This window comes from Actinoallomurus purpureus, assembly GCF_024055795.1.
GTDB classification, from domain to species: domain Bacteria; phylum Actinomycetota; class Actinomycetes; order Streptosporangiales; family Streptosporangiaceae; genus Actinoallomurus; species Actinoallomurus purpureus.
The window spans coordinates 211,343-229,970 of sequence record NZ_JAMXMY010000012.1 but is presented as its reverse complement, the minus strand read 5'-3'; the positions used below and the strand labels follow the sequence as shown (position 1 = coordinate 229,970).

Here is an 18,628-nt window from a genome sequence, read left to right as displayed (position 1 = left end):
TCAGAGGAGGGCGCAGTCGCCGCATTTTCCGCCGCCGGGCACCCGGTAGTAGAGGCAGCAGCTCCGGCGGCGGAAGCCGTAGCGGCCGAAGTCGCCTGTTCCCGCCAGCGGAGGCTCGGCCAGGAGCTCCTCGACGAACCGCAGCGCCGTCCCGGAAACGGCAGGACGGGCCCTGGAGACGACCGTCATCGCGCCCACGAGGGCGGATGCGGCGTTGCCCCAGAGCAGCCCTTCCGCGACCGGCGTCACCGCACGGACCGCTGTGACCAGGGGGGCCAGGTGGCCGTCGACGACGACGCGGCGAAGGACTGCCGGGCCGGCGGGAAGGGTCGGCGCGCCCGGTGTCGCGAGGAGGATCGGGCCGGGGGAGGCGGCTCGCCAGTAGGTCCCGGCCGGATCCAGGCCCGGCACCCGGCCGTGGATGACGGCCGTCGCCAGCACCGGAGACCAGAGGCGGCCCGCGACGCCCTGGAACAGGAGCGAGGCCGCGACCCGTTCCTCGGTCGTGCCCAGGCGCACCCGCACGGCCGCGATCTGGTCCGGCAGCGCCGGGCCGTACAGCGTCGTCAGCGGCCGCCACAACGGATGGTCGGCGATGTCGGGATCGATGTCGACGGAGAAGTACGGCCCCACCCGGGCCACGTCGGCCAGAGCCTCGTCCATCGCCACGTGCGCACGGTGTCCCATCGCCGCCGAGCCTGCCCGGCCGTACGGCACCCGGTCAAACCGGCGACGACGGGCGGGCCGCGCGGCGGCCGGTCGAGTCGGGCCACGACGCGTGGGTCACGCCGCAGGTCTGGAAGCATGGGGGCCGTGATCTACGAACATCCATGGGCGTACGAGCTGGCCTGTTCGTTCCGCGACGTGGGCGCCGAGGTGGAGGTGCTGCGGCGCTGGTCCGGGGACGCGCGGAACGTGCTCGAACTCGCGGCGGGTCCCGCCGAGCACGCCCGGGAGTTCGCCCGGCGGGGCGTGGCGGCGACCGCCCTGGACCTCAGCCCGGAGATGTGCGCGTACGCACAGGAGCGGGGGAGCGGGCTGCCCCTCGAGGTCGTAGAGGCAGACATGACCGACTTCCGGCTGGGGCGCCGTTTCGACCTCGTCATCACGATGCTCGACTCGACGGCGCACCTGATGACGCTGGATGCCTTCGTGGCGTACCTGGCGTGCGTCGCCGGGCACCTCGCCGATGACGGGCTCGCGGTGATCGAGATGAGCCATCCGGCGGACCGGCTCAGCGAGACGCCGCGGGTCTCGGCGGCCTGGACGGTGGAGAAGGACGGCGTGAGCGCGCGCGTACGGTGGGGGGAGCCGTCGGACGAGATGGACCCGATCACCCAGATCGTCCGCGACCACGTGACGATCGCGATCGACGGCGGGGACACCATCCAGGGCGTGGTGCCCTATCGGTTCTGGACGGCGACCGAGCTGGACGCGGCGCTCCGACTGGCCGGAGGTCTCACGGTGGAGGCGCAGTACGGCGACTTCGACCCCGGTGTGCCGCTGGACTCTCCCGAGGCCTGGCGCATGATCACACTTCTGCGCAGGTCGGCCGGGACGGGGCACTCATCCGGCTGAGGCCGGACGAGAGCCCCGCGGGCCTCAGGGCGAGGCGATGCGGCCCATCTCGGGTGGCAGCTGGCCGGCGGCCGCCCGGTCGAGCAGGAACAGCGTGCGTTGGCGGCCGCGAGCGCCGGCGCCGGGGACCTGCACCGGGCCGGCGTCGGACAGCGCGAGGCGCACCGCCCCGGCCTTGGACTCGCCCGCCGCGATGATCCAGACCTCGCGCGCCGTCCGGATCGCGGGCAGGGTCAGGCTGATGCGGGTGGGAGGCGGCTTGGGCGCCCCGTGTACGGCCACCACCGGGCGCTCCTCGTACAGCGCGGGCATCCCGGGGAACAGCGACGCCACGTGGGAGTCCGGCCCCAGGCCGAGCATCAGCACGTCGAACGACGGGACGACGCCGTGGTCCTCAGGACGCGTCGCCGTCCGCAGCTCGGCGGCGTACCGCTCCGCCGCCTCCTCCGGGGTCAGGCCCGAGTCGGAGGACGGCATCGCGTGCACCCGCTTCGGGTCGACGTCGACGTGGTCGAGCAGTGCCTTGCGGGCGCCGGTCTCGTTGCGCTCGTCGTCGCCCTCCGGCAGGTAGCGCTCGTCGCCCCACCAGATGTCCAGGTGACCCCAGTCGACGGCGTCCCGGGCCGGGTTGGCCGCGATCTCCTCGAGCACGGCGGTGCCGACGCCGCCGCCGGTCAGGATGAGGTGCGCCCCGCCGCGGGCGGCCTGGACGTCGACCAGACCGGTCACCAGGCGGGCCGCGACGGCCTTGGCCAGCAGGGACTGGTCGCGATGGACCAGGACGGACGGGGCGGTCACGACTTCTCGCCCCTGGCCGCCCCGCGCGTGGCCTTCGCCGGAGCCGGCGCGGCGGCCGTCACGGCGGGTGCCGCGGAGGGCCCGTCGATTCCCTTGGCGCACCGCAGCACCGCGTCGCGGTAGACCTCGTCCGGGTCCAGACGGCGCAGTTCCTCGGCCAGCAGCTCGGACGTCGGCCGCCGGTGCAGCGCCACCTGACGGTCCGGCTGGTCGGGCCGGGACAGCGTCGCCAGGCGGCCGTCGGGGCGGGTGATCGCGACGTCGCCGTCGGTCGTGGTGAGGCGTACGGCGGTGATGCCCGGCCCGTGCGACTCGGTCAGGGTGGACGGGATGGCGAGACGTACCGACAGCCATGCGGCGAGCAGCGCGGCGCTGGGATTCTGCGGCTCGGCCTCGACGATCACACCGGTGATGTCCTCGCGAGGCTGGTCGAGGATCGCGGCCAGCAGCGTGCGCCACGGGGTGATCCGCGTCCAGGCGAGGTCGGTGTCGCCGGGCTCGTGCCCCTGGGCCAGCCGGGTCAGCGTTCCGATCGGATCGGTGCCGCCCCTGGCGTCGGTGACGCGGCGCTGAGCGAGCGCGCCGAGCGGCTCGTCGGCGGGCTTGCGCGGGGCCGCGCCGGGCCACCACGTCACGACCGGCGTGTCGGGGACCAGCAGCGGCAGCACCACCGAGTCGGCGTGCTCGATGAGCTGGCCGTACAGCCGCAGGATCACGGTCTCGCCGGGCCCCGTCTCGCCGACGCGCACCTCGGCGTCGAGCCGTGACTCGCCATGCGGGCTGCGGGCGATGACCGCGATGATGCGGCAGGGGTGCTCGCGGGCGGCCTCCGTGGAGGCGCGCACGGCGTCGTACTGCGCTCCCTCGTCGGTGAAGATGACGAGGGTCAGGACCTTCCCGGTGGCGGGACCGCCCATCCGGTGCCGGGCCGCGCTGAGCGCGTCCTGGATCTTCCGGGTGGTGGTGTTGGTGAGATCGATGTTCATCAGAGTCGCCTCCACGCCCGGCCGTCGCGGGCCATCATCTCGTCCGCGGCCTTCGGCCCCCAGCCGCCCGACTTGTACAGCTCGGGCTTGCCGTGCCTGTCCCAGTACTCCTCGATCGGGTCGAGGATCTCCCAGGACAGCTCGACCTCCTCCTGGCGGGGGAACAGTGGCGGGTCGCCGATGAGCACGTCGAGCAGCAGGCGCTCGTACGCCTCGGGGGAGGACTCGGTGAACGACTCGCCGTAGTCGAAGTCCATGTTGACGTCCCGGACCTCCATCGAGGTCCCGGGCACCTTCGAGCCGAACCGCATCGTCACGCCCTCGTCCGGCTGCACGCGGATGACCAGGGCGTTCTGGCCGAGCTCCTCGGTGTCCGTGGCGGCGAACGGCAGGTGCGGGGCGCGCTGGAAGATGAGCGCGACCTCGGTGGCGCGGCGGGTCAGCCGCTTGCCGGTCCGCAGGTAGAACGGCACGCCCGCCCAGCGGCGTGTGTCGACGTCCAGGCGGATCGCGGCGTAGGTGTCGGTACGGGAGTTCGGCGGGATGCCCTCCTCCTCGTGGTAGCCGCGCACCTTGACACCGCCCTGCCAGCCGGCGGCGTACTGCCCTCGCACGGTGTAGGTGCCCAGGTCATCCGGTAGGCGGACGGCCGACAGGACCTTCGCCTTCTCCGCGCGTACGGACTCCGCCGCGAACGATACGGGCTCTTCCATCGCGGTCAGCGCGAGCAGCTGCAGCAGGTGGTTCTGGATGACGTCCCGCGCGGCGCCGACGCCGTCGAAGTAGCCGGCGCGCCCGCCGATGCCGATGTCCTCGGCCATCGTGATCTGCACGTGGTCGACATAGGAGCGGTTCCAGAGCGGCTCGAACAGGTTATTGGCGAACCGCAGCGCCAGGATGTTCTGCACCGTCTCCTTGCCGAGGTAGTGGTCGATCCGGAAGATCGACTCCTCGGGGAAGACCTCGTGCAGGATCGAGTTGAGTTCCTGCGCACTGGCCAGGTCGTGACCGAAGGGCTTCTCGATCACGACGCGGCGCCAGGAGCCCTCCGAGGGCTGCGACAGCCCGCTGGCCTGCAGCTGTTTGACGACGTCCTGGAAGAACTTCGGCGGGATCGACAGGTAGAACGCGTAGTTCCCGCCGGTACCGCGCTGCTCGTCGAGCTCTTTGACCGCCATGGCGAGAGCCTCGAACGCCCCCGGGTCGTCGAACGTGCCCGGAACGAAGTGGATGCCCTCGGCGAGCTGGTTCCAGACGTCCTCGCGGAACGGCGTGCGGGCGTGCTCCTTCACCGCGTCGTGCGCGAGCTGCCGGAAGTCCTGGTGCGCCCAGTCGCGGCGGGCGAAGCCGACGAGCGAGAAGCCCGGTGGCAGCAGGCCGCGGTTGGCCAGGTCGTAGATGGCGGGCAGCAACTTCTTCCGGGACAGATCACCGGTGACGCCGAACAGCACGAGCACACACGGCCCGGCCACCCGCGGCAGCCGTTTGTCCCGGGGATCGCGGAGCGGGTTGAGTGGCTGCTGAGCCCTCTTCATCGCATGTCTCCGTTCCCGTCGGCTTCGTGTTCTTCACAGGGAGTTCGTGGCGGCGCCCCGATCGTCCCGGTGGGCCATCTCATGCCCAACTTCCCTGTCCTTCCTAGCTGTCCGCCTCAGCGGTCGTACTCTCGTTCTCAGGCCGGCCATCCGCGCTCCGATGAGCCGATGACCACCTTCGGTAACCGTCGTGGCCTGCGCGATCTTCCCGACATCGGAGGATCCACACGGTCCGGTTTCCCGCCCCTCGAATGCTTCCTTCTCCGCGGCATGCCCGGCCAATCGAAATGCCGTGATACTTCGATCGTTCCAGGAGATGTCGCCCGCCGGGGTGGAACGTGCCGTAAAGGCGAAAACCCGGTCAGGTCCCAGGATGGCATGTCCGGCCTCCCCTCAGTCGCCGAGGGCGCTCTCCAGCTGGGCGATGCCCGCCGCGCGGTCCCGTAGGTGCAGGCGCACGGCCGGGCGGCCCCGGGCACGCAGCGCCCGCAGGTCGCCGAACGCCTGCGCGAGCTGCAGCGCCTTCAGTCCGTACGGCCGGCCGGGCACCTCGAGGTCCTCCTCGACCGCGCCGGTGATCTGGAGGACCACGCCGGTCGGGGGACCGTCCTTGTGGGCCTGGCCGGTGGAGTGCAGGACCCGCGAGCCCCATCCGAAGCCGACCGGGGCCTCGCGGAGACGCCGGGCGAGCAGCGGCCGCACGCGCGCGGCGGCGGCGTCTCCGACCCGGTCCAGGTGGGCGGCCACCGTGAGATACCCGCGGTCGCGGACCGCGCGGATCACCGCCTCGAGGGCGCCGCGCAGGTCCTTGACGCCGTGGAACAGGTCCGAGGCGCCGTGCACCTCGACGTGGCCGTCCACCAGCACCGGCCGGCCGGAGATGAGCGTGGGGGCGTCGCCGTCCTCCGAACCGCGCAGCAGGGCCGCGACCGCGCCCCGTGACTCGCGCAGCGCGGGCTCGTCGAACGGATCGACGCCGATGACCCGGGCGGCCACGGCCATGGCGTACTCCCACAGCGGAACCTGCGCGCCGAGCGGGCCGGACACCACGAGTCCGGCGTCGCCGGCCCGGTCGCCCAGCGCCAGGGACCACCGGTCGCCGCCCCCGCCGAACCCCGGGGCGGTCACGTCCTCGACGACGACCGGCAGGACGCCCCTGCCGTCCTTGCCCGTCACCGTGGCGACCAGCTGCTCCACCCAGCCGGCGAGGTCGGGGGCGCCCGATCCGTTGTCGGCGATGATCAGCTTGTCCCGGCCATGGGAGGCGGCGGCGCCCAGCGCAGCGCCGAGCGCCAGGCCCGGATTGTCGTACGGCAGGCGCAGGGCGGGCAGGATCGCGGCGGCCTCGTCGAGCAGCCGCTCCAGGTCCACTCCGCACAGCGCCGCTGGAAGGAGCCCCGACGCCGACAGCGCCCCGAACCGGCCGTTCACGTCCGGGTCGGACAGGACCACCCGGTGGCCGGCCTCCTTGGCCCGGGTCTCCAGCGGCGAGCCCGGGTCGGTGACGACGACGATCCGCTCCGCCGGGTCGGCGCCCCGTGCCTGGAACGCGCGCTCGAAGATCCGGCGCAGGCCGTCGGTCTCGACGGTGCGGCCGCTCTTGCTCGACACGACCAGGACCGTGCGGTCCAGCCGGTCGTCGAGCGCGCGGCGCACCTCGTGCGGGTCGGCGGTGTCGAGCACCGTCAGGTCCGCGCCGTGCGCCCGGGCGAACATCTCGGCGGCCCGCACGGAACCGCCCATCCCGGCGAGCACGACGCGGTCCAGGCCCGCGAGGCGACCCGCAACCTCGGACAGCTCGGGAAGCAGGCGGCGGGACGTCTCCGGCGCGTCGATCCAGCCGAGCCGCCCGGCCGCCCGGTCCGCCGCGTCCGGCCCCCACAGGCTGGCGTTCTTGGCCATGAGCGCCACCGGCACGCCGTCGTACGTCAGGCGCTCCAGGGCCCTGTCGGTGCGCTCGACGGCGTCGCCCTGGACGGTCACGGACACGCGTCCGGCGGTCACTCGCAAGGTCACGGCGTCTCCTGCAGTGGCGTGTCCTGGTTCGTTTCTCGCATCCGGCCGGGGGATACCCGGTTCGGCGCGTGTCACTCACAGTACAGGTGCTATAACGGATAGTGCCCGCCCGATTCCGCCCTGTGAAGGTGGACCGGACGGGCACGCGCCGTCGATCAGGCCTTGTCCCGCAGCTCGCCCTTGATCGTGTCGAGCAGCTCGGTCCAGGACGCCTCGAACTTCTCGACGCCCTCCTCCTCGAGGACCCGCACCACGTCGTCGTAGTCGACGCCGGCCTCCTTGAGGGCGGCCATGTGGGTACGGGCGTCCTCGTAGAAGGGCCGGACCGTGTCGCCGCGGATGTCGCCGTGGTCGGCGACCGCGTCGAGGGTCGCCTCCGGCATGGTGTTGACCGTGTCGGGAGCCACCAGCTGGTCGACGTACATCGTGTCGGAGTAGTCCGGGTTCTTCACGCCGGTCGACGCCCACAGCGGACGCTGGACGCGGGCGCCCGCGTCCTTGAGCGCCTTCCACTGGTCGGTGCCGAACTTCTCCTCGTACAGCGCGTACGCGAGCCGGGCGTTGGCGATGCCCGCCTTACCGGCCAGGTTCGAACGGCCCAGCTTGTCGAGACGCTTGTCGATCTCGGTGTCGACGCGGCTGACGAAGAACGACGCGACCGACGCGATCTTCGACAGGTCGTGCCCGTTGGCGCGCGCCTTCTCCAGTCCCTCGAAGAAGGCGTCGATGACCTGGCCGTACCGCTCCAGCGAGAAGATCAGGGTGACGTTCACGCTGATCCCCTGCGCCAGCGTCTCGGTGATCGCGGGCAGGCCCGCGAGCGTCGCCGGGATCTTGATGTAGACGTTCGGCCGGTCGACCAGCCACCACAGCGCCCTGGCCTCGGCCGCGGTCCTCTCGGACTCGTGTGCCAGCCGCGGGTCGACCTCGATCGACACCCGGCCGTCGAGACCCTCGGTGCGGTCGTAGACCGGGCGCAGCACGTCGGCGGCCCAGCGGATGTCGTACGTCGTGATGGCCCGGGAGGCCTCCTCGACGTCGACACCGCGGACGGCGAGGTCACGGACCTGCTCGTCGTACGCCGAGCCCTGGCTCAGCGCCTTGGAGAAGATCGTCGGGTTCGAAGTCACGCCCACGACGTGCTTCTCGCGGATCAGGGCCTCGAGGTTGCCCGTGCTCAGGCGCTCCCGGCTGATGTCGTCCAGCCAGATGGACACGCCCTCGTCCGAGAGCTTCTTCAGGATGTCACTCATGTCTCTCCTCAGTTACCGGTCGTTTCACCACGCCCGCCGATGCCCGCCTTGATCAGGCTGGACCCGGCCGCGGCGACGACGCGGTCGGCGGTGAAGCCGAACTGCTGGAAAAGGGTCTTGTAGTCGGAGGAGGCGCCGAAGTGCTCCAGGCTGACCGATTCGCCGTAGTCGCCGACGAACGCCCGCCAGCCGAGGCCGATCCCCGCCTCGACCGAGACGCGGGCCCGGACGGAAGTCGGCAGGACGTGGTTGCGGTAGGCCTCATCCTGGCTCAGGAACCACTCGACGCAGGGCATCGAGACCACCCGGGTCGGCGTGCCCTTGGCCTCCAGGATCTCGCGTGCCTCCACAGCGATCTCGACCTCGCTGCCGGTCGCGATCAGGATGACGTGCGGCTGGCAGTCGGACGCCTCCGTGAGGATGTAGCCGCCCTTGGCGACGCCCTCGGCGCTCGCCAGCTCGCCGCGGTCGAACACCGGCAGCTTCTGCCGGCTCAGGCAGAGGCCGGCGGGCCGGTCCGTGTGCTCGAGGATCGTGCGCCAGGCGACGACGGTCTCGTTCGCGTCGGCCGGCCGGACGACGTCAAGCCCGGGGATGGCGCGCAGTGCCCACAGGTGCTCGACCGGCTGGTGCGTCGGGCCGTCCTCGCCAAGGCCGATCGAGTCGTGCGTCCAGACGTACGTCACCGGCAGCTTCATCAGCGCCGCGAGGCGCACGGCGGGGCGCATGTAGTCGCTGAAGACCAGGAACGTGCCGCCGTAGGGCCGGGTGCCGCCGTGCAGGGCGATGCCGTTGAGGATGGAGCCCATGGCGTGCTCGCGGATGCCGAAGTGCAACGTGCGGCCGTAGCGGTTGCCGGGCCAGTCCTTGGTCTGGAACTCCTCGGGGATGAAGGACGGCTCGCCCTTCATTGTGGTGAGGTTACTCTCCGCCAGGTCGGCGGAGCCTCCCCACAGCTCGGGGAGGACCGGGCCGATCGCGGACAGGATCTCGCCGGAGGCCGCGCGGGTGGCGAGCTGCTTGCCGTTCTCGAACTCCGGCAGCTTGGCCGTCCAGCCGTCCGGCAGCCGCCGGGCGGAGATCCGGTCGAACTCGGCGGCCCGCTCGGGATCGGCGGAGCGCCAGGCCGCGAACTTCTGGTCCCATTCGGCGTGCAGCGCCCGGCCCCGCGTGATGACCTCACGCGAGTGGGCGAGCACCTCCTTGGGCACGTCGAAGGACACGTCCGGGTCCAGGCCGAGGATCCGTTTGGTCGCCGCGACCTCCTCCTCACCGAGCGCCGCGCCGTGGGCCTTGCCGGTGTTCTTCTTGTTCGGCGCCGGCCAGCCGATGATCGTGCGGAGCGCGATGAACGACGGGCGGTCGGTCTCGGCCTTCGCGGCCTCCAAGGCCTGGGCCAGAGCCTCGACGTTCTCGTGGTAATCGCCGTCGGTGGTCCAGTCGACCCGCTGCACGTGCCAGCCGTAGGCCCGGTACCGCGCGTCCACGTCCTCTGACAGCGCGATCGCGGTGTCGTCCTCGATCGAGATGTGGTTGTCGTCGTAGATGACGGTGAGATTGCCGAGGCGCTGGTGTGCGGCGAGGGCGCTGGCCTCGTGGCTGATGCCCTCCTCGATGTCGCCGTCGGAGGCGATGGCCCAGATGTAGTGGTCGAACGGGCTCTTCCGGGGCGCGGTGTCAGGGTCGAAGAGCCCCCGCTCCCGGCGCGCGGCCATCGCCATGCCGACGGCGTTGCCCAGGCCCTGGCCCAGCGGCCCCGTCGTCGTCTCGACGCCCGGGGTGTGGCCGTGCTCCGGGTGTCCGGGAGTCTGGCTGCCCCACTTGCGAAGCGCCTTCAGGTCGTCCAGCGACAACCCGTACCCCGACAGGAAAAGCTGAATGTAGAGCGTCAGGCTGGAATGGCCGGCGGAGAGGACGAACCGGTCCCGACCCGGCCACTTCGGGTCGGTCGGGTCGTGGCGCAGGAACCGCTGGAACAGCAGGTAGGCGGCCGGAGCGAGGCTCATGGCCGTGCCAGGGTGGCCCGAGCCGGCCTCCTCGACGGCGTCCATGGCCAGCGCGCGGATGACGTCCACGGCCCGCCGGTCCAGGTCGGTCCATTCGAATGAGTTATCAGAATGCGTACTCACGAGACGCTCCAGGCTCCTCTCGACTACGTGTCAGTGTCCCCGCGACCCGTCCCCAGCCGAAAAGAGCCCGTGACCAGGCCACTGCCGGGGCCCGTAGTGAGCCTATCGCTCACGTCGCCACCGGCTTGACAGGTGTTCCTCCATCGTCAACGCCGCGACCCTCGTACGGCATTTCCCTAAGATGCCGGGCTTAACCCGTTGTGCCGCACCCACCCCGGTGACGGGGTGGGCGGGGACCGGCATTACAGTGATTGCGCGGTCCAGCCCATAGGGCGGCGGCCCGATCACAGCCGACTGGCGGCAAGGAAATCCGAGGATCAGACACAGTGTCCCTTAACGTCGTGAGCGCGCAGGTGAACATCCGGTGACGGTGGTCATCAACCGTCCGGCGAGGACTCCAGCGCCGCCCACGCCCGGTCGTCGTCCGGTCGGCGCGCTCGTCCGCGCCTACGTGGCGCTGACCAAGCCGCGCATCATCGAACTCCTGCTGATCACGACGCTGCCGGTGATGTTCCTCGCGGCCGACGGCCTGCCGCCGCTGTGGCCCGTCATCGCCACCCTCGTCGGCGGCATGCTCTCGGCGGGCAGCGCCAACGCGCTCAACTGCTACATCGACCGCGACATCGACGCGAAGATGCGCCGCACCCGGCGCCGGCCCCTGCCGATGGTGCAGGTCACGCCGAAGGAGACCCTGGTCTTCGGGACCACCCTCGCCGTCGCGTCCACCGTCTTCCTGGCCCTGGCGGTCAACCCGTTCGCGGCCGGGATGTCGGTCTTCGCCATCCTGTTCTACGTCTTCGTCTATTCGATGCTGCTCAAGCGGCGCACGAAGCAGAACGTCGTCTGGGGCGGGATCGCCGGGTGCATGCCCGTCCTGATCGGATGGTCCGCGCTGACCAACGGCATGTCCTGGACCCCGGTCGTGCTGTTCCTCGTCGTGTTCTTCTGGACGCCGCCGCACACCTGGACCCTGGCCATGCGCTACCGCGAGGACTACGCGGCCGCCGAGGTGCCGATGCTCCCCGTCGTGGCCACCGAGCGGCGCGTGGCGATCGAGGTGATCGTCTACACCTGGGCGACCGTGGCGTGCTCGCTGGCGCTGTGGCCGATCGCGCACACGACGATCTTCTATCCGATCGCCGCCGCGGTCCTCGGTGTCGTCTGCCTCGTCGAGGCGTACCGCCTGCTCGGCCGGGTCCGTGCGGGCATCACCGGCCCGGTGCTCAAGCCCATGCGCTACTTCCACCTGTCCAACGCCTACCTGGCCCTGCTCTTCCTGGCCGTGGCGATCGACCCGCTGCTGCACTGACGGTTAACCTCGCGGCATGACGCGTGTCGATCCCAAGGCGATCCTCGAAGGACGGATGCCCGGCCGGGCACCCGTAGGCCTGATCATCGGACTGGTCGTCTCGTCGGCCTGTGCGATCGTCGTCCTGGGCCTCGACGCGATGAACGGCGCGCCGTTCATCGTCGGGCTCGTCCTGGCGATCCTCCCGGTGCCCCTGCTGATCGCGCTCGTCCTGACCCTCGACCGGCTCGAGCCCGAGCCGTGGCGGGCCCTGCTGTTCGCCTTCATGTGGGGCGCCGGCGTCGCGGTGCTCGGGGCGCTCATCCTCAACACCGCCGGATACGAACTGCTGACCAAGCCGGTGTTCGGCGAGCGGGGGGAGCTCGTCACCGCCTCCGTCGGCGCGCCGCTGGTCGAGGAGTCGCTGAAGGGCGCGGTGCTCTTCGGCTTCCTGTGGTTCCGCCGCAACGAGCTGGACGGCCTCACCGACGGCATCATCTACGCCGCCATGGTCGCCCTCGGCTTCGCGATGATGGAGAACGTCGGCTACTACATCCGGGCGTTCCACCAGCACAACCTCGAGGCCGTGTTCATCATGCGCGGGGTGATCTCGCCGTTCGGGCATCCGCTGTTCACCTCGATGACCGGGCTGGGCGTCGCCTACGCCGCCCTGCATCGCGGCGCCGCCAGGGTCGTGGCGCCCGTCGTCGGGCTGTGCATGGCGATGCTGCTCCACGGCGCGTGGAACTTCTCCACCGCCTTCGGCCTCAAGGGCCTGATGATCGCCTACGGCATCGACTTCCTCATCCTCATCGGGCTGATCGTCACCGTCCGGTGGGAGCGCCGCCAGACCGTGCACCTCATCCAGCGGCACCTGCCGATGTACGCCGGCACGGGGCTCGTCACGCCGCAGGACGTCCACATGCTCGGCAACCTCAAGCTGCGCCGCCGCGCGCGCCAGTGGGCGCGCATGGTCGGCGGGGCGCGGGCCGGACGGGCGATGGCCGACTACCAGCTCGCCGCCACGGAGCTGGCGCTGCTGCACCAGCGGGCCGAGCGGCAGGTCGCCGAACCGGCGTGGTTCTACCGCCGCCGCCAGGACCTGCTGAACCTCATGCACCTGGCGCGCCAGGCGTTCCAGGACCGGCGGACGCGACCTCTGGTGCCGCCGTGGGCGGGACAGGGCCAGTCGGGCTTCCTCCACCCGGGCCCGTCCTACGGCCCGCCACCGCCCGGCCCGTTCTCCCCGCCGGGCCCGTACGCGCCGGGACCCTACGGGCCGCAGGGGCCGCAGGGCGCGCCTCCGTACGGCCCGGGCACGCCAGGGCCGTACGGCGGACCGGGGACGCCGGGGCCGTACGGCGGACCGGGGACGCCGGGGCCGTACGGCGGGCGGGGGACGCCAGGGCCGTACGGCGGCCGCGGTCCGCAGGACACTCCGCCGTACGGCGGCCAAGACACCCCGCCGGGCCCGTACGGTCCGGGTCCGCACGGGCCGCTGTAGGCGACGGCGCGACGCGTCCTGAGGCTCAGCCGCCGGCGAGCGGTTCGGCCGCGGGCCTGCCGGCCGGCGTGCTCTGGTCCGCGACCTCCCGCCGGGCGGGGATGCGCTTGCCGAGGGTGACGAAGAACAGGATCAGGCCGACGGTCAGCAGGATGTGCCCCAGGCCGGCGACCATGGCGATGGCGTCGCCGCTCTCGTGCCCCAGGACGGTCAGGGTCCCGTGGAGCGTCATCATCACGACGGTCACCGCGAGCCCGGCGTTGTAGATCCAGAAGAACCAGTCGAAGAGCCCGACGGCGCTCAGGGCGAACTGCTTCTCCAGCATGAGGACGATGAGGAAGAACAGCATCCCGAGCGCGAGCACGTGGGTGTGCACGAGACCGAGCTGTGTCTCCCCGGTGAAGTGCTTGATCTTGGTGATCTCGCGGTACGCGAGGCCGCTCACCAGACCAATGATCATGTACAGGTGGGCGGCGTTATAGAGCTTCCTCATGGAGCATGTCCTCGCGAGTGTGATCGTTCTCTAGTGACCTTCACTCTGGCGTGCCGCTCCTTCTTCCATCAACGACGGAATCGATAACGGCGCATCAACCATCGCTAATGAGCCGGTGCGGCCGGACCGGGCCGGCGCCACCGGCACGACGCCGTCCGTGAGACGCCGTCGACCCTTCGTCCGGGACGGCGCGCCCGGCGGCCCCTGTCCTGACGACCCTGTGGCCTGGTGAGATTGGTGTGGCCGCGATTGCCCATTGACTCCACAGTGACACGGTTCAACAATGCCGGTAACCCTGACAACGTTGTCATGGCCTCTGCGATGGTCCTCCGCCAGCGCAACCTGTGACCTCCCCCCAGAGGAGCAGCTGTGTTCAGACGCTCGCGCGCCCGACTGGCAGGCCTTGTCGGCCTCGCCCTGACCTCCCTGGCCCTCCCGGCCGTACCGGCCCACGCGGCAGCCCCCGATCTCGCCTCCTATGTCAATCCGTTCGTCGGCACCCAGGACGGCGGCCCCGACTTCGGACACGGCGGCGGCGCCGGGATGGACTTCCCGGGCGCCGTCGCTCCGTTCGGGATGATGCAGTGGAGCCCCGACACCGTCCGCAGCTCCGGCGGCGGATACAAGTACGAGGACAACCGCCTGCGCGGTTTCAGCATGACCCACATCTCCGGGCCGGGCTGCGCGGGCGCGCAGGACTTCCCCGTCATCCCGTTCTCCGGGCCGATCACCACCTCGCCCGCCACGCACGGCACCGACTACGTCCAGACCTTCCAGCACCAGAACGAGCAGGCGTCGCCCGGGTCGTACGCCGTGACGCTCGACACCGGCGTGAAGACCGAGCTGACCGCGACGCAGCGGGCCGGCATCGCGCGGTTCACCTTCCCCACCGACAAGGTGGGCACGCTGCTGCTCAACGTGACGGGGTCCGTCAACGGCGTGGACGACGCCGAGGCCACCGTCAAGGGCAACACCGTGTCGGGCTGGGCCAAGACGGGCGGGTTCTGCGGCGCGGACACCAAGTACTACGTCTACTTCACCGCCACCTTCGACCGGCCCTTCCAGACCTACGGCACCTGGAAGAACGACTCGGTCGAGCCCGGTGAGGACGCCGTGCGCGGCAGCGCCCCGGCGAAGGTGCCCCAGCAGACCCAGAAGACCTTCGGGCGCCTCAACAACGGCCCCAAGGGCAGGCCGATGCCCCAGCGCTCCCCGCAGGCCCTCGCCCGCGACGTCACCGTCAAGGGACCGGGCTCCGGCGTCTACCTGCAGTTCGACACCAGCAAGGCCAAGCCGGTGCAGATGCGCACCGCGGTCTCGTACGTCAGCATCGACGGCGCGAAGCAGAACCTCAAGAAGGAGATCGGCGGCCGGGGCTTCGACTCCGTACGGACCGCCGCGCGGGCCGCGTGGAACAAGCGCCTCGGGCAGATCAAGGTGAGCGGCGGTGCGGCCGACCGGCTGCGGACCTTCTACACGGCGCTCTACCACTCCCTGCTCCAGCCGTACGTCTTCGACGACGTCGACGGCACCTACACCGGGTTCGACTACCGCACCCACAAGGTGAAGAAGGGCCACCACCAGTACGCGACCTTCTCCGGGTGGGACATCTACCGCAGCGAGGCGCAGCTCATCGGGCTCCTCGCCCCGGACGTCGGCGGTGACATCGCCCAGTCGATGTACAACGACGCGCACTCGGTCGGCGACGTGTGGGACCGCTGGTCGCACCAGAACACCATCACCGGCGTCATGAACGGCGACCCGTACCACTCGATCGTCGCGACGATGTACGCCTTCGGGGCCCGCAAGTTCGACGCGAACGGCGCGCTGGCCGCCATGATCAAGGGCGCGAACCGGGTCGGGGAGGACAAGGCCACCGGGTACACCGAACGGCCCGGCAACGCCGACTACCTCAAGCTCGGCTACGTGCCGGGCGACCCGGCGACCACGCTGGAGTACGGCATGGCCGACTTCGGCATCGCCCAGCTCGCCCAGCGCCTGGGGGACAAGAGCACCTACCAGGACTTCATGAAGCGGGCGCACGGCTGGGAGACGATCTACAACCCGCTGAACGACTGGATCCAGCCGCGCTTCGCGGACGGCTCATTCCTGACGCCGTTCGACCCGGCCGAGTCCAACTGGTACGTCGAGGGCAACGGCTCGCAGTACCACTGGATGGTCTACGACGACGTCGCCGGCCTGTTCAACGCCATGGGCGGCCGCGACCAGGCGGCCAAGCGGCTGGACACGTTCTTCACCAAGCTCAACGCCGGCTCGCACGAGCCGTACGCCTACCTCGGCAACGAGCCGTCGCTGCAGTCCCCGTGGCTGTACGCCTGGGCCGGGCAGCCGTACAAGACCCAGGACGTCGTCGCGCGGGCCCGCACGGAGCTGTTCAAGCCCACGCCGGGCGGCCTGGTCGGCAACGACGACCTCGGCACGATGTCGGCGTGGCGGGTCTTCGCCGGGCTCGGCATGTTCCCGGCGATCCCGGGCCGCGCCGAGATGGTTCTGAACAGTCCGGAGTTCCCGCAGATCACGGTCGCCCGCTCCAGCGGTCAGAAGATCACGATCAACGCGCCGGGGGCGTCCGACACCAACAAGTACGTCCAGTCGCTGAAGGTCGGCGGCAAGGCGACCAGCCGCGCCTGGCTGCCCGAGTCGTTCGTGGCCTCCGGCGGAAAGCTCGACTACACGCTCGGCGCCCAGCCGAACACCACGTTCGGCAGCGACCCGAAGGACGCCCCGCCGTCCTTCGGCACCGGCGCCCGCCCGTTCCTGTCGGCGATCACCCCGGGTACCGCGTCCGTCGAGCCGGGCGGTTCGGTGGAGGCGACCATGCGCGTGCAGGCCGTCGGCGCCGGCGACACCGTCACCTGGACCGCCAAGCAGCCGGCGGGCGTCACCGTCACGCCGTCCTCCGGCACGCTGAAGGTCCCCGACGCCGGGCACGCCGACCAGAAGGTGACCGTGTCGGTCGCCGCCGACCAGAAACTGGACTACTACTCGGTGCCGTTCGAGCTGACCGCCTCCGGGCAGTCGGTGGGCACCACCGGAATCACGCTCAACGTCGCCAAGCGCGGCACGATTGAGTGGTACCAGAACAACGCCGGCATCTCCGACGACGGCAAGCCCGGGAACGCCAACTTCGACGGCGGTGGCTGGAGCTACTCCGCGCAGGCGCTGGCGGCGGCCGGCATGAAGCCGGGCCAGCCGGTGACCTGGAACGGTTTCACCTTCATCTGGCCGAACCGCAAACCCGGCCAGCTCGACAACATCCAGGCGAGCGGCCAGGTCATCGACCTGCCGGCCGCCCCGCAGGGCGCGTCCAAGCTGGCCTTCCTCGGGTCGGCCGGTAACGGCAACGCCCCGTCGACGGTGACGATCACCTACACCGACGGGTCGACGGCGACGGGCAAGCTGGAGCTCAGCGACTGGGCGCTCGGCGCCGACGCCTACCCGCCGAAGTACGGCAATGAGATCGTCGCCAAGACGCCCTACCGCAACGGCTCCGACGGCAACAACCAGAAGATCAACATCTACGTGTTCGGTGCCACGCCGATCGCGCTCGACGCGAGCAAGCAGGTCAAGAGCGTCACGCTGAACACCCCGACCGGCGGCGGGTCGCTGCACGTCTTCGCCTGGGCCTTCTCCTGATCCGGTCCCGGTGAGCCCGGCCCGCCGGCGGGCTCACCGGGACCCCGGCACGACCGTGATGCCCCGGTGCTCCGCGCACCGGGGCATCACCATTCCCGGCCGGTGTCAGAAGCGGGTCCGCCGACGGTCTCAGGTTCGACCCGAGAATCCTCGGCCGGACCGCTCAGGGCGTGGTCTGCGTGACGCCGTCGACCTCGATCAGGAGGTGGCGGGGTCCTCGCAGGCCCGCGCTGGGCCGGTACGGCGGCGGATCGGTGACGAGGCGGGGGTTCTGCAGCCGTCTCGCCAGCTCGCTCAGTGCGATCTGCGCCTCCAGCCTGGCCAGCGGAGCGCCGAAGCAGTAGTGGATCCCGGCGCCGAAACCGAGGTGCTCGTTGTACCGGCGGTCCGGGATGAAGCGGTCGGGCTCGGCCACGTGCTCCGGGTCGCGGCTTCCCGCCGCCAGCGCCAGGGCGATGGGCGCGCCCTTGGGGATCGTGGTCCCGGCGATCTCGATGTCCTCCAGGGCGACCCGCGAGGAGATGAAGTGCACCGGCGGCTCGTAGCGCAGCAGCTCCTCGACCGTGTAAATGACCAGATCGGGCTCATCGCGCAGCCGTTGGATCAGCTCCGGATGGCGGAGCAGGGTCAGCGTCCCGTTCGTGATCAGGTTGACCGTCGTCTCGTGCCCGGCGACCAGCAGCAGCGAGCCGGTGACCGCGACGTCGGCCGGCGACATCGCCCCGTCCGGGCCCTCGTAGCTGATCAGACCGGAGAGCAGGTCGTCGCCCAGGTTCTTCCGGCGCTCCTCGGCGAGCCCGCCGAGGTACTGCCCGAGCTCGCGCTGTGCGTCCGTCCGTCGCCGCTCACGCTCGGCCCGGTCCGCCTCCCCGGGGCCGATCGACTCCGCGATGGCGTCGGCCCACACGTGGAACCGCGACTCGTCCTCACGCGGCACTCCGAGGAGCCGGCAGATCACGGTCACCGGGAACGGGTAGGCGATGTCGTCGACGATGTCGATCCGCGTCCGGTCCGCGACGCCGTCGATCAGGTTCCTGACGATCAGGATCAGCTCGGGCCGCAGGTTCTCTATCCGGTGCGGCGAATGCGGCGGACCGAAGTGGCGCATCGCCAGACGCCGGAGCCGGTCGTGCACGGGCGGATCGGTGCTAATGAAGCCCGGCAGCCCCGTCGCCCCCTCCTCGGATCCGGGCGGCCGCGCGAGGTTGCGGCGATCGGAGCTGATGCGCGGGTCGTGCAGCAGCGCGACGATCTCCTTGTAGCCGCTGACGACATAGGTGCCGTCCTCCTGCCGCGCCACCGGCGTCCTGCGCAGCTCGGCGTACAGGGAGTACGGGTCGGCGCGGTGGGAGTAGTCGAGGATCTGCTCGAAGACGCTGGACGGTGCCATG

13 protein-coding genes are annotated in these 18,628 nt (G+C 70.9%); 4 read left to right on the top strand and 9 right to left on the bottom strand.

What is annotated here, in order from left to right:
• Positions 1 to 687, bottom strand: coding sequence for a (2Fe-2S)-binding protein (locus NE236_RS23390; RefSeq protein ID WP_252844225.1), 687 nt, complete (start codon positions 685 to 687; stop codon positions 1 to 3).
• Positions 688 to 813: 126 nt separating this feature from the next.
• Here NE236_RS23390 and NE236_RS23385 point away from each other — a divergent pair, with 126 nt between their 5' ends.
• Positions 814 to 1,578 carry a class I SAM-dependent methyltransferase gene (locus NE236_RS23385; RefSeq protein ID WP_252844224.1) on the top strand — a complete coding sequence of 255 codons (765 nt, stop codon included), beginning with the start codon at positions 814 to 816 and terminating at the stop codon, positions 1,576 to 1,578.
• Positions 1,579 to 1,602: 24 nt separating this feature from the next.
• Here the strand turns inward: NE236_RS23385 and pgl are convergent, their stop codons facing one another.
• From pgl to tkt, 6 genes are all read right to left on the bottom strand, one after another.
• On the bottom strand, positions 1,603 to 2,376 hold the full coding sequence (gene pgl / locus NE236_RS23380) for a 6-phosphogluconolactonase (protein WP_252844223.1): 774 nt from the start codon (positions 2,374 to 2,376) through the stop codon (positions 1,603 to 1,605).
• The gene (locus tag NE236_RS23375; RefSeq protein WP_252844222.1) at positions 2,373 to 3,362 is read right to left on the bottom strand and encodes a glucose-6-phosphate dehydrogenase assembly protein OpcA; all 990 of its coding nucleotides are present in this window, start codon (positions 3,360 to 3,362) and stop codon (positions 2,373 to 2,375) included. The genes pgl and NE236_RS23375 overlap by 4 nt, the downstream gene beginning before the upstream one ends.
• A complete protein-coding gene (zwf, locus tag NE236_RS23370; RefSeq protein WP_252844221.1) occupies positions 3,362 to 4,897 on the bottom strand; it encodes a glucose-6-phosphate dehydrogenase in 1,536 nt (511 codons plus the stop codon). Before zwf ends, NE236_RS23375 begins: the two co-directional genes overlap by 1 nt.
• 393 nt (positions 4,898 to 5,290) lie before the next feature.
• Complete coding sequence (locus NE236_RS23365) at positions 5,291 to 6,913, bottom strand: glucose-6-phosphate isomerase (protein ID WP_252844220.1); 1,623 nt, start codon at positions 6,911 to 6,913, stop codon at positions 5,291 to 5,293.
• Positions 6,914 to 7,068: 155 nt separating this feature from the next.
• Positions 7,069 to 8,166, bottom strand: coding sequence for a transaldolase (gene tal, locus NE236_RS23360; RefSeq protein ID WP_252844219.1), 1,098 nt, complete (start codon positions 8,164 to 8,166; stop codon positions 7,069 to 7,071).
• Between the two features lie 8 nt (positions 8,167 to 8,174).
• Entirely contained in the window at positions 8,175 to 10,217 is a 2,043-nt protein-coding gene (gene tkt, locus NE236_RS23355) for a transketolase (protein WP_289850792.1), read from the bottom strand.
• 442 nt (positions 10,218 to 10,659) lie between these two features.
• Between tkt and NE236_RS23350 the strand changes: the two genes are divergently transcribed.
• Both NE236_RS23350 and NE236_RS23345 read left to right on the top strand, forming a co-directional pair.
• Entirely contained in the window at positions 10,660 to 11,604 is a 945-nt protein-coding gene (locus NE236_RS23350; protein WP_372494423.1) for a heme o synthase, read from the top strand.
• A gap of 16 nt (positions 11,605 to 11,620) precedes the next feature.
• Entirely contained in the window at positions 11,621 to 13,087 is a 1,467-nt protein-coding gene (locus tag NE236_RS23345) for a PrsW family intramembrane metalloprotease (protein WP_252844216.1), read from the top strand.
• Positions 13,088 to 13,112: 25 nt separating this feature from the next.
• Here NE236_RS23345 and NE236_RS23340 read toward each other — a convergent pair whose 3' ends face one another.
• Positions 13,113 to 13,580 carry a DUF2871 domain-containing protein gene (locus NE236_RS23340; RefSeq protein WP_252844215.1) on the bottom strand — a complete coding sequence of 156 codons (468 nt, stop codon included), beginning with the start codon at positions 13,578 to 13,580 and terminating at the stop codon, positions 13,113 to 13,115.
• 369 nt (positions 13,581 to 13,949) lie between these two features.
• Between NE236_RS23340 and NE236_RS23335 the strand changes: the two genes are divergently transcribed.
• Positions 13,950 to 17,237, top strand: a complete 3,288-nt coding sequence (locus NE236_RS23335; protein ID WP_252844213.1) for a GH92 family glycosyl hydrolase — start codon at positions 13,950 to 13,952, stop codon at positions 17,235 to 17,237.
• Positions 17,238 to 17,400: 163 nt separating this feature from the next.
• Here the strand turns inward: NE236_RS23335 and NE236_RS23330 are convergent, their stop codons facing one another.
• Positions 17,401 to 18,627, bottom strand: a complete 1,227-nt coding sequence (locus NE236_RS23330; protein WP_252844212.1) for a cytochrome P450 — start codon at positions 18,625 to 18,627, stop codon at positions 17,401 to 17,403.
• Position 18,628: the final 1 nt, after the last annotated feature.